At 39.7% G+C, this 12,674-nt stretch carries 8 protein-coding genes; 4 read left to right on the top strand and 4 right to left on the bottom strand.

Annotated elements, in window-relative coordinates:
- Positions 1-231: 231 nt before the first annotated feature.
- From MWU78_RS16375 to MWU78_RS16360, 4 genes are all read left to right on the top strand, one after another.
- Positions 232-417 (top strand): hypothetical protein, encoded by a 186-nt coding sequence (locus tag MWU78_RS16375; protein ID WP_187585884.1) that lies wholly within the window; start codon positions 232-234, stop codon positions 415-417.
- Between the two features lie 114 nt (positions 418-531).
- The gene (locus MWU78_RS16370; RefSeq protein WP_246999681.1) at positions 532-846 is read left to right on the top strand and encodes an HPF/RaiA family ribosome-associated protein; all 315 of its coding nucleotides are present in this window, start codon (positions 532-534) and stop codon (positions 844-846) included.
- Positions 847-1,199: 353 nt separating this feature from the next.
- Positions 1,200-3,050 carry a hypothetical protein gene (locus MWU78_RS16365; protein WP_246999679.1) on the top strand — a complete coding sequence of 617 codons (1,851 nt, stop codon included), beginning with the start codon at positions 1,200-1,202 and terminating at the stop codon, positions 3,048-3,050.
- Between the two features lie 3 nt (positions 3,051-3,053).
- Complete coding sequence (locus MWU78_RS16360; protein WP_246999677.1) at positions 3,054-3,821, top strand: polysaccharide deacetylase family protein; 768 nt, start codon at positions 3,054-3,056, stop codon at positions 3,819-3,821.
- An 88-nt stretch (positions 3,822-3,909) separates the two neighbouring features.
- Here MWU78_RS16360 and MWU78_RS16355 read toward each other — a convergent pair whose 3' ends face one another.
- From MWU78_RS16355 to MWU78_RS16340, 4 genes are all read right to left on the bottom strand, one after another.
- Positions 3,910-5,247, bottom strand: a complete 1,338-nt coding sequence (locus tag MWU78_RS16355; RefSeq protein WP_246999675.1) for a sulfatase-like hydrolase/transferase — start codon at positions 5,245-5,247, stop codon at positions 3,910-3,912.
- A gap of 130 nt (positions 5,248-5,377) precedes the next feature.
- Positions 5,378-7,399 carry a S9 family peptidase gene (locus MWU78_RS16350; RefSeq protein ID WP_246999672.1) on the bottom strand — a complete coding sequence of 674 codons (2,022 nt, stop codon included), beginning with the start codon at positions 7,397-7,399 and terminating at the stop codon, positions 5,378-5,380.
- Between the two features lie 291 nt (positions 7,400-7,690).
- Positions 7,691-9,196, bottom strand: coding sequence for a RagB/SusD family nutrient uptake outer membrane protein (locus MWU78_RS16345; protein WP_246999671.1), 1,506 nt, complete (start codon positions 9,194-9,196; stop codon positions 7,691-7,693).
- Between the two features lie 10 nt (positions 9,197-9,206).
- Positions 9,207-12,647 (bottom strand): SusC/RagA family TonB-linked outer membrane protein, encoded by a 3,441-nt coding sequence (locus MWU78_RS16340; protein WP_246999669.1) that lies wholly within the window; start codon positions 12,645-12,647, stop codon positions 9,207-9,209.
- Positions 12,648-12,674 lie beyond the last annotated feature (27 nt).

Raw genomic sequence — 12,674 nt, 5'->3', positions numbered from 1 at the left:
CACCTTCTGGTAGGACTGCCATTGTAGGTGCTGAAGAAAAAGGATATCGCGAAATTGATTTTTGGAAATTGGATAATTTGCGCTCTTCCATGGTTCTATATAAGAGATTTTTTAACAAGAACAGCAATAGAATAGGCCATTGTTAAGTAAATCTATGGATTTTAAGACAGTATTGGTAAGGTTCCACTATTAAACCTGTATACTGCATCTTAACAATTTAAACTAGTACATATGAGTAAAACATTTTTGAACACCAAGTTAAGAGGAATAACCAAAACAGTAGCTGAATTCTCTAAACAGGCTGGACAGAGCAACAGGGAGTTCCGTGAATTTATAAAGGAACAAGTGGTGGAGTATAGAAAAGAGGGAATGGATGTATTTAAGTCCCCGAGACCAGGAGATGACCAAAAGAACTAAAACTTCCTATCCATAATGGAAATAGGAATACATAACAAAGAACTAAAAGGCTATTTAGGGAATCTAAATAGCCCTTTAGAAACTAATGCTAAAAAAACATTAAAACTGTAAAACATGATAGTTAAAATAAATACCGATAAAACGCTTAATGGAGAAGAAAGAAGTGCCGATTTTTTTACTTCTCAAATCAACGAAGCCTTAGAAAGGTTCGAATCCCATATTAGTAGAATAGAGGTACACTTGAAAGATGAAAATGGAAAAAAGGATGGATTCAATGATATCTCGTGCCTATTGGAAGCCAGACTTGAAGGCAGACAACCCATTGCCGTCACAAATCAGGCAAATACTGTAGATCTTGCAGTAACAGGTGCAATTGACAAAGTAAAAAGTGCCCTAGAAACCATTGTTGGAAAAATCCAAAAGCATTAATATCTATAAAAATAGAAACAGAAAACAACTTAGGTATCTAATAGGACCCTTATAACAGTAAAATGAGGTCTCTCCCGATAACCATCGGGATGCGACGACCTTGCCAGAAGGCAGGCCTACCGGCAGGTAGGCTGGCTCGACCGGAAAACATTACCCTTATCAACTCATGAACAATTAAAAATCCATTGAACACATGTTATTTTGGAATTAGGTATTCACAAGGTTTCATTATTTATAATCTACTTAATCTCCCTAAATGGGGTAACCATAAGTCAGGTTTCGGTAATATTTACCAATTATAGCAGCTTTTTATTCCATAAATTGAGGTTTTTAAAACAGACCTAATTTTATCCATGACCAGAACCAACCATCTAATAAGAACACTATTTATTTCCGGATTAATGCTAACCCTATCCGTTTCAGGGTTTTCCCAATCGAGCGCAGCAATGGATGACAATTTCCGTTTTGCCAAACTTCATCAGGACTATTTAAAGCTGAGCGTATATATCACCGCACATTCTGTGGAGCGCTTGCTTTCTACCCCTGAAGGAAGAAGGGAAGCCACTTCGCTCATGATGGCCAATGGCATCACCAAAGTGTATTTGGAAGTCTACCGTGGTGGTTTGGTTGTCGCACCAAGTCTGTTGGCCGAGACCACAACATATTTTACTCAAAACGGCTTTGAAGTGGTTGGCGGAATTGCCACGGTCCCCGGAGGTGATATTGGGGTAAAGCAGGAGGGCGAACTCGGTTGGTTCAATTGGCAGAATCCAAAGACCCAACAGGACATGAAGAAAGTGATGTTGGACGCAGCTCCTATTTTTGACACCTTTATTGTGGATGATTTTTTGTGTACGGGAGATATCAGCTTGGAATCAAAGGCCGCCAAAGGAGACCGCAGCTGGTCCGATTACCGCAGACAATTGATGACAGAATTAGCATCCTCTATTTTCATAGATCCGGCCAAGTCCATTAATCCAGATATACACATGATCATTAAATATCCACAGTGGTACGATCGTTTTCACATGTTCGGGTATGATGTGGAAACCGGCCCAAAATTATTCGACGAAGTTTGGGTAGGAACGGAAACACGGGGACAATACACCCAGCGGTTTGGATTTGTACAACCTTATGAAGGCTTTGTGAATTATAGTTGGATCAAGTCACTGGCGGGTAAGAAGATCGGAGGAGCCTGGTTTGATCATGGTGACTGCGATGCATTGGATTTTGTAGAGCAGGCGTATCAATCAGTACTTGCCGGGGCCAACGAATTGGTTATGTTTAATTATGGGAGTTTTGTAAATGGCCATGCGGGACATCATCTGTTACGAATGGATTTTGAAAAATTGGCAAGGCTGGCCAAAACCCTAAAGACCTCTCCAATTCATGGAGTAGCCGGATATAAACCCCCACATAGTGACGCAGGTGGCGATCTGTACATTATGGACTTTATAGGCATGTTTGGGATTCCCTTGATACCAACGGCATACTATCCCGAAGACGCAGCGACCATCTTTTTACCCACCCAAGCTGCCGCCGATCCCAACATTGTGGGCAAGGTAGTGGCATCGCACAAGCAAGGAAAAAGAATTATTATGACAGCAGGATTTTTGGCAACCGTAGACGACAACAAGAAACTGTCCAAATTGGCCGGTATCCTAAAGCCGGAGGTTGGGGTAGTAAGTGCGGAGAAAATAATTTTGGATGGAAGTGAAACTACTTTGGAAAGGCCGTTGGACATTGAGGCCACCATGGAAATTAAAAAAGCCACTGCTTTGTTGGAAGTGAAATCGGGCAACAGCACCATACCTTACCTGACCAAAAGCAAAGATGGGCAGGTATATGTTTTAAATACCCATACCTTTTCCGAAGCCGATTTTAAGGCTGTAGGGGAAGTGTTGCTCTGCCCTCGCCCACTGGGTCTACTAGATCTACCCACTTCCTGGGCCAATGTAATTCGCACTGCCTTTAACGAACAATTAAAAATTGAACTTAATGCGCCCACCAGAATCACCATGCAACCCATGGAAAATGGAGACCTCATTTTACACAATTACAACAAGGAAGAAGTGGAACTTCAATTAAACGGATTGGAAGTCGATGACCTTTTGGATGCTTTTACGGGTCAAAAATTGGATACGGCATCAGGAACACTGAAAATGAAACCGAGGTCGAGGCTTTGGCTAGAGAATACCCATTAGCCTATGAGAATCTACTCCTTACTTCTCCTCTTCCTTTTAATTGGATCTAATACCATACAACCAACATTCAAGAAGGTTACAGTTGCTAAACAAGCTGTATTCAGCTTCATTTTTGATGATCTAAATACAACCGACTCCCTTGTTAAATCCATTTTTGATGAATTTGGCTTGCAACCTTCATTTGCCATCACCACGAATAAACTGAACTCAAAAACAGCTCTACTATACAAATCTTATGCCGAGGAGGGAATAAGCATTTTATCGCATTCACACACACATCCCAAGATGAACAATTCATCAAGTCTTGATAGGGAAGCCGTTCTGATGGAATTAAAGGATTCCAAAGAAAGGATTGAAAGCTATGGAATTCCTGTTCATGGGTTTGTTACGCCCATGTCATATATGCGTCCAGAATTTTTATCTTTATTGCATACGGAGTACGACTATGCCTTTACCAATAATCACAATGATTTGTACGATACATCTGTAGACAAACAACATCTTGCACGCTTTGGCATAGAAAGTAATATATCAACCTCAGATCACAGTATCGAAAAAATAATGTCGCGCATAGACCAAGCCATAAAAAATAAGGAACTATTGGTATTATATGGGCATGCCTTGCCTTCCAATTACCTGGACGATTTGGGTAACTCCAGGGTTATCGCCAATGATCTTAGGGCAATTTTGCGTTATTTAAAAAGCAAGAGTGACAATAATGAATGCCTTGTACTTAGTTCAGATTTGGCCATAGAGGCGTATTATAAATAGAAGTAGGTTTCAGTAATCCGAATGTTGGTGTGCTGACCACTTGCGCTTACAATAAGTACCTTCCTATTAATTTATTAGACAGGTTTTGTTATTGGGTCACCATCTTCACCCCTTTTCTAACTTCCGTGTCCCACATTGAAAGCTTTATTTTCATTTCGTTCAATAAAGCTGGATTCTCCGATCCAATATCATGGCTCTCGGACAAATCGGTTGATAGATCATAGAGTTCATAATTAGATTCATTTTCCCCTGTTATCCTAACCATTTTCCATTTTCCACTTCGTACAAAACTTAAGTCTTCATACGCAAAAAAAACATCCCTTTCCGGTAAGCTGGAGGCATTAAGAAGGTTGTCCTTAATACTGATACCATCTATTTGTGCAGCCTCGGGCTTCTCCCCAATAAAGTCGAGCACGGTAGGAAGTAGGTCCATGGTAAGAACGGTTTCGGAATTAATTGTCCCTCCCTTTATCTGACCGGGATAGGAAATAATGGCCGGCACCCTGCTACCACCTTCATAAACCTCATTTTTAAATCCTCTTAGAACACCATTACTCCCGTATTCATTGGCCCCATTATCGGATATGAAGATCACTACCGTATTTTCATACTCGCCAATTTCTTTTAGAGCACCAATAATTTCACCAATTCCCTCATCCATCACCTCTACCATTTCTTTGTAAATGACCTGAATGCTGTCCTGAACAGCCAGATTACCCACTTTACCAACCTCCCTCAGAACTCGGTCTATACGTCTTTGATAAGGTCTATGTGGGGACTCGTGCGGTAGGTATAAAAAGAACGGTTTGTTGGTTTCCTTGGGATTGTTTTCTTTTACAAACTTTAATCCGTACTGTGTTATCAGATCTGTGACATAACCACTTTCATCCTCCATCTTATTTCCTTTCCACCAGTCACGGTTACCCTCCTGATCAATATGTGCATGATAATCTATACCACCACTAACAAAGCCGGCATAATCGTCAAAACCCTGTTCCGTGGGATTGAATTCCTTTGCATATCCTAAATGCCACTTCCCATATATACCGGTATTATAATCATATTTTTTTAATTCTTCCGCTATGGTAATTTCATTGAGCCCTAGGCCTACATCCCTATGGTTTTTGGAAGTTACCACGCCCTCTATTCCTGTACGCTGTTGGTATTTTCCAGTCATTAATGCTGCACGTGTAGGGCTGCATACTGCCCCATTGGAATGAAAATCTATAAACCTGGTTCCTTCCCTGGCAAGTTGGTCAATATTAGGGGTCTTTGTGACTTGATTTCCATAACACGAAATATCCCCGTACCCAAGATCATCTGCCATAATAATAACAAAGTTGGGTGCTTTGGCAATGCTTTCCTTTTTACCCGAGCATGATAGTAAACAAACACTAATCAATATCAATAAAGTCCCTTTGCCCATAATTTATTATTTTACTTGAATGAATAATTTTTTAAACCGATTTTATTAAATCAACTCCTTAATTTAAATCGTCTGATCCACCATTAGCATTCTGGTAATCCGCGAATTGAAACCTAGGGCCTTACCACTGTTATTTTACATATTCCCACTCATATGGCTTGTTTAGCGCATATTTGGCAAACCACTCCAATTCAACATTTATCTTATACAAGCGATGTTGTAATTCCATCCACCTATGAGCTTCTCTGGGAGCAATGTATAAATGTGATGGAACATTGTTGCTTTGTAATGCTCGGAACAATTCTACCGATTGTTCCTTTGGAACCACTGGGTCATTTTCCCCTACGATAACAAGGGTGGGCGTTTCAACATTACTTATGTCCTTTAAGGGAGAATGGTTCCAATAAACTTCAATTGGTGCATCCTTTTGCCAAGGAGATCCCCCAAACCAAGGATCTCTGTTATATCTTACATTGCTTTGGGAATACATGCTTATCCAATTTACTGCCCCAGCTCCGGAGGATGCGGCCTTAAAACGGTTGGTAAACGTTATTATTTTATTGGTCATATGTCCTCCTGCACTCCAGCCCATTTTTATCATTCTTTCCGGATCGGCTATACCTTTTTCTATTAAAAAATCAACTCCGGTCATTACATCGAGATGAGATTGGTCATAATATCCGCCGACCATTCCGCGTAAGAAATCATCCCCATAACCCGTGCTCCCCCTATAGTTTGGTTGAAGCACCACATATTCCATTCCGGTAAGTACTGGAACATAGGTAGTGTAGCGCAAGGACATACCGTATTTTTCTGAAGCCCTAGGGCCCCCATGCGTTTGCACCACCAATGGATACTTTTTTTCAGGATTATAATTATGCGGATAGTAGATCATTCCCTCCACGGTTACTCCATCCTCTCCTTTCCAGCTAATAACCTCCTGTCTTGGTAAATTGAACTTTTCTTTTAGTGAATCGTTATGATGGGTTATTTGTTTTAGTTTTCCCTTTTTAAAGGAGAAAATCTCCCCTGGATTTTCCATTGTTTTAATGGTAACAAAATGCTCATCCTGGTTGGGACTATATGTCCACTGCCCTATGGAATGATTTCCTTCTGTAAGCTGAACCAACTTTCTAGAAGACGTTTCGTACTGCCATAATTGGAATTGTGACCCCATATTTGCCACTAAAACTATCTTACGGCCATCTGAAGTCCATTCTGCGGCAGAAACCTCATAAGGAAAATCTTTTGTAAGCAAATCGATATCAGAGCTGCCATCGCTGGCCAAAAGGAATAATTTATTATTATAGTAATCTTCCATTTTACCGTTCACTGCAGCAGTAAATAGTACGGATGTATTGTTGGGAGAAATTCGGGCCCCTGTTTTAAATAGCCTGTTATTTGTAATTTCGGAAACACCGTTGTCCGTAAGTTGAATTTCACCACTTCCATCATTATTGATCAACCAAATTTCACTTTTAAAGGAGTCGTCCAAAAGTGGACTGGGAGACTTATGTACTGCTATTCTATTTCCATCATTGGAAAGACTATAGGTTAGAATGGAAAAATTTCCCGAAGTTATTTTTTTTTCATTGGTTGCTAAATCTATCTCCCACAAATGTTTTTGTTTGTAGTTTTCTTCAAAAGGATACACATCTATTTTAGCACTTTTTAAATTTTCTTCTTCCACTGTAAAAGGGTCGTTAGCCGTAAAATAAAGTTTTTTGCTGTCCGGCGACCAGCTCACATTGGAAACAGAGGTTTTATGATTCGTAAGCCGCTTACTCTCCCCACCATCTGTCGGCATTATATAAATTTGACTGTACTTATCTTCCTTTCTTTTAGCTAAAAAGCTGATCCATTCTCCATCTGGAGACCATAGTGGCTCGCTTTCATTGTCCAGCCCAAAGGTTAGTTGCTTTGTATTTTTACCATCTTTATCAACTTGCCAAATATGACTAATTTGCCTATTGGCATTCCAATTGCTTTCCGTAAAAATGTAAAGTAGGGAGTTGCCATCCGGGGAAATTTGGATATCGGAAATGCTAGGGATACTTAAAAAGTCTTTTATAGACATGTTTCTTTTAACTTCCTGGGAAAAACCGATCAAAATATTTAAAAAAAGTATCCCTAGTATTAAGTATTTTTTCATTCGATGGTGTTTATGTATTAAGATAGGATTGGAAAGTTGTTAAAAACCCAGTTTTTCAATTGTACTTAAATTCTGGTATAGAAGATTGATCTACACCTTTTTGAGATAAATCAACTTGGATAATGTTTGGCTGTTTTATAAACCCCGTTCACAATACAACAACGATGTTAGTGCATTGGTCACAGGGCTTATTACCTTATTCTACTAGTGCTTAAACTTAAATTTTGGATAAGGATGATAGTTTCTTTTAAACTCCGATCTTATCACCTTCCAATGGTAGAACTTGGGTTATTATAATGGATTTTGCTCTATTAACGGATTGGCGTCGATTTCCGATTTTGGAATCAAAAACACCCATCTTTTATCCCCTGCAGGCACATAAGAAACATTACCTATGAATGAGGCTTGATGCGTACCGGTATCGGCAGGACCAACTTCCCTGACCAAATCCTGATTCAAACGTTTTAAATCATAAAATCTAAAACCTTCGCCCCAAAGCTCAACTCTTCTGTTTATCATGATCTCATCTATCAATGCCTGTCCGGTATTGGTAGATAAAGTATATTCCAGATCTCTGGTTGAAATCAAATTAAATAGGGCTTGGGCAGCTTCTCCGTCTGCACCACCTTTACGCGCATTGGCTTCTGCAATGATCAAATACATTTCGGCAGCTCGCATCAAGGGAATATCAATTCTACTGTCGGCAATGTCCAACACAAGAAACTTTTGATTGGTATAGGGGTGCTTATTATGATTACTTGTCAATTCAACATCAGGATGCTCACCAGTGGGGTCCCATAATGTTTTTCGAACATCTGTAGCCGAAATTTCATCATACAACACTTTTGTAATTGCCCTAGGATTCCCCCTAACGGCATTCCCGTTGAAGTTCCTAGATACCCAAGCGCCATAATCCGAAAACGGAATTGCTTGATCACCGGCAATTATTTGGGAAGCCCACATAAATTCGGGGTTATTTTCAGAATCGCTCTTGAAACCTGCGGCATAAGTTTCCTGACTCATTAATGTAAAATCGGCAAGGGCCTCAGTGGCATTGGTTATGGCTACATCATACCTACCCTGAGTAAGCGCTACCCTAGCTTTAATTCCTAATGCGACCGATTGATTAATGTGCGATTTGTTCAATCTACTTTTTGCGTCAAGTAGTTCAATGGCCAAATCCAAATCCGCATTCAACAATTCGTATACTTTATCTACCGTATCCCTTGGCACCAATAAATTTTCAGTATTTAATTTGTAAGGAACACCCAATTGTGCGTTTTCGCCTTCTTGATCATATCTCCCGGCAAACAGTTGAACCAATTGATAGTGCGCAAATGCCCTATAAACCAACGCTTGACCTTTAATGTAATCCCTTTCAGCCTGACTTCCAGTGGCTCCATCTATTCCATTGATGAGAATATTGGCATTGGCAATAAGGTGGTAATAAAAGCTCCAGGCAAAATCGGTGAACAAATCCGTATCACTTGTAGAAGCTGTCCACTTATAAACGGTGGTCCAAGTATTATTACTTCCGGTATCAACAAAATCATCACCGGCCAGTTCATTAATAATTAGTTGACTTCCAATACCGTTAAAAATTATACGCGTATAAAATTTGTGATACAAAGACCTGTGTAATCCGTTTAAAAGGATCATCCCATTTGCGGTAGTTTCCACTGCAAGATCAGCAGAAACTTGATTAGTGGGTTGGGTTTCCAAAAACTCATCATCACACCCAGTGGTCACTACACTAAAAAGAAGGACCAAGGTTAGTTTTATAATTATATTTTTCATATTTATATTTTTATAAGGTTATGTTTAGCCCAAAAGAAAATGATTTAGCTGGAATATACACATTGGATGTGTTTCCGCTATAATCCTGCTGCTGATTAAAGCCTTTTCGAGCGTTGAGATTGAATACATTCTCTGCGTTCGCAAAGAACCTTATACTTGAGGCACCTATTTTCTGGCTTATTGAATCCGGAAGATTATATGAAGCGTTAATTTGTCTCAAGCTTAAATAAGATGCATCCGTTAGGAATCTGTTTGAAGTTTGTTGCCATTGTGCATCCATGGTGGCATCTGCCCTAGGAACATCAGTGATATCACCGGGCTCTTGCCAGCGATTTAAGATATCTGTATGAAGCGCTGCTCCATAGGTACCAGTAGACATTAAATCCCCATAGTTGTTATCAAGATTATTTCCCCCGATCTGATAGGTAAACAAGAAATCGAAATTAAAGTTCTTGTATCTAAAATTAGAATTGACAGATCCATAAACATCCGGCAAAACGGAACCTGCGTAAACCTCTTTTGCGTTATTGGCAAATGGTGTTACGACTACGCCGTCTATAGTTCTAACATCGCTGGCGGTGGGATCATTTGCAACATATAACCCAGACCCATCGGCAGGATCTACACCATACCAATCCCTTAAATAATAATCAAATAGACTTCTACCTACTTCAAGTCTTTTGTTGTCATCCGTTAAAATGGTTTCTTGTCCTTCAGGTAATTTTGTTATTTCGTTTTGAATGGTAGAAGCATTTATGGTCGCAGACCATCCAAAATCTTCCTTTTGTATAATATCATAGGTCAAGGACATTTCAATCCCCTTGTTATATAACTCACCCACATTTTGCAGTTGGCTATCGCCATAGACTATTCCTCCGGCAGATAAGGGAAGTGGCACCGCGAAAATTAAATCCTTGGATAATTTTTTAAAATACTCAACCGATCCCCTCAAGCGACGGAAAAGGCTAAATTCCAATGCAACATCGGTATGTACCGATTTTTCCCATTTCAAATCAGAAGAGCCTAATGAGGACGTTAAAACCCCTGCCTCATTTTGGTTATTATAACCAAGACCCAAGAGCGGAAGATATGGGTAGTATACACCATCTCCTAAATTGGCATTTCCCAACTCCCCTTGTGACGCCCTAAGCTTTAAATTATCGATCCAACTTACATCCTCTAGGAATTTTTCACGATGAACACTCCAGGAACCTCCCAGTGAATAAAAAACACCCCATTTGTTACCATCAGCGAATTTTGAATTACCGTCTGTACGAATAGACCCGCTTAGAAAGTATTTATAGTCATAATTGTAACCTACTCTTCCAAAGTAACTGTCCTCTTTTACTTCGTCTATATATGATGTTGTACCATTTGGGGAAACAAAATTTGCGAGTTCCTCATTACCCTGGAAAATTTGGGTTGACATGTTGGTATATAAATAAGTCCTTTTAAAATCCTGAGTTTCATGCCCTGCCAAAATATCTAGGGAATGTATATCGTTGATGTTAAAATCATAATTCAACAATTGATTGAAAGCAGCGGTTGACGTACGTATATATGTTCTTGCAGCCTCTCCACTGGGTGCAGCATCCCCTATTTCCGCATTGTAATAATCACTGGCATAGAAATTTTCTGTCTCGTAAGACATGTTATTGGTGAAAGTCAACCCCTTTGCCAGCTGTATTTTAGCAAACATTTTGCCATCAAGTCTATTTCTTTCTTCCAAATGGGTGTCATTTTCAATTTCGTATAGAATATGCCTGGCACTACTTGCTCCGGGCCCTCTTATTAGATCCAGAGTTCTCTCCCCACTATCATCCAGCACATAATCACCCGTAACAGGGTCATGTTCGTAGATAGGATAAATGGATCCCATATTACGGGTAAACCTAAATGGATTAATGGTACTTCCTGAAACTGCCGTTTGAGCCTGGTTTGCCTTTGAAAGGGTTCCCGATAAATTAATCCCGGTCTGTAACCAAGAAGTTGCGTTATAACTACCCTTGACCCTTGCCGTAATTCTATTAAAATCAGAATTGATCAAATAGCCCTCCTCATCAAGATATCCCAACGAGCCATAGAGGTCGCTCTTCTCAGATTTGCTATTAAAACTCAAGTCGGCAGTACGTCGAATTCCTGTTCTTGTCAATGCACCTACCCAGTCAAGATCATCAGGATATAAAAGCGTTGCATTTGGATTTATTTTTCCATCAACACCTACAATTTGATCGTTGGGTACATTAAAAGGGTTCTTTAGCAGATCATCATAAATACCGATTGCCGTCGCTTGGTTTGCTGCCGCAAGTTCATCGCTGGTGGCAACCCCTGGTACTGCAATTGCATTACGTCTCGCATCCCAATAAGCTTCATAAAAATCTGCAGGTCCCAATCTATCGTACTCTTTGGTGCCCCTATTAATTACAGAACTAGAAATATTTACCCTAAGCTGTCCGTCCTTACTTTTACCGCTTTTGGTAGTAACCAATACTACGCCATTTGCGGCCTTGTTGCCGTATAAAGCTGTTGAGCCCGCATCTTTTAGGATGTTAACACTTTCTATATCGGCAGGATTTAAACTACTTAGATCACCGTTTATTGGAATTCCGTCTACAACGTACAAGACATCGTTGGAAGATCCATAAGATCCAAATCCTCTAATACGGATACTTTGTCCCGAACCTGGCTGACCTAATGGGGCCGTTACTATAACACCGGGCGAGGAGCCTTCTATAACATTGGATATATTGGTAATGCTTCTTTTCTCTATGTTTTCTGAAGCAATCGAGGAGATAGAACCTGTTATTGCTTCTTTCCTCGAGGTACCATAGGCAACTACAACAACTTCATTAAGCTGGGTCGAGTTTTCTTTGAGTACTACGTTTAATGTCATCTCCGCACCAACAATAACGGTTTGTGTATCCATTCCGAGGTATGAAAACACCAGTACGTCATCATTATTTGCGGTAATTTCATAATTACCATCAAAATCGGTTTGTACGCCCGTTGTAGTTCCCTGAATTACAATTGAGACCCCAGGCAGAGGTTCCCCCTGTTCATCGGTTACAGATCCGGTAATGAGGTTTTGGATTACTTCATCAATTTGAGAAGCGTTTTTACTATCTAAATTATCCCCCTGTTTTTCCAGATCCTCCAATTTTTTCAAAAAACTTAATTGGGAAGGGTCATTTCTAGGGAATAATACAATTTGATTTTTAAAAATTTTAAAATTTATTTCCGTTTCGGATAATAGCTGGTTCAGCACATACTTAATTTCCTGTTTTTCAACATTTATACTTGTTTTCTCGGAAACATTGATTAAACTATTATTGTAAAAGAAATAATAGGCACTTTCGGATTCTATTCTATTTAGAATATTTCTTAGTTCCGTATCCTCTTCTTTTAAAGTAATGGTCTGTGCGTTCGCATTTGAAGCAAGTAACTTTGCCATACTAATGCATACTAAAACTACGTAGAC

The organism is Arenibacter sp. F26102, from assembly GCF_023015865.1.
In the GTDB taxonomy this organism is placed as follows: Bacteria; Bacteroidota; Bacteroidia; order Flavobacteriales; family Flavobacteriaceae; genus Arenibacter.
Note: the sequence above shows the minus strand (reverse complement) of the source record. Positions and strands in the feature narration are given on the sequence as shown.

Coding starts and splice junctions, on each gene's coding strand:
- MWU78_RS16375 (WP_187585884.1), top strand. CDS start 232: ATGAGTAAAACATTTTTGAACACCAAGTTAAGAGGAATAACCAAAACA.
- MWU78_RS16355 (WP_246999675.1), bottom strand. CDS start 5,247: ATGGGCAAAGGGACTTTATTGATATTGATTAGTGTTTGTTTACTATCA.
- MWU78_RS16345 (WP_246999671.1), bottom strand. CDS start 9,196: ATGAAAAATATAATTATAAAACTAACCTTGGTCCTTCTTTTTAGTGTA.
- MWU78_RS16370 (WP_246999681.1), top strand. CDS start 532: ATGATAGTTAAAATAAATACCGATAAAACGCTTAATGGAGAAGAAAGA.
- MWU78_RS16350 (WP_246999672.1), bottom strand. CDS start 7,399: ATGAAAAAATACTTAATACTAGGGATACTTTTTTTAAATATTTTGATC.
- MWU78_RS16360 (WP_246999677.1), top strand. CDS start 3,054: ATGAGAATCTACTCCTTACTTCTCCTCTTCCTTTTAATTGGATCTAAT.
- MWU78_RS16365 (WP_246999679.1), top strand. CDS start 1,200: ATGACCAGAACCAACCATCTAATAAGAACACTATTTATTTCCGGATTA.
- MWU78_RS16340 (WP_246999669.1), bottom strand. CDS start 12,647: ATGGCAAAGTTACTTGCTTCAAATGCGAACGCACAGACCATTACTTTA.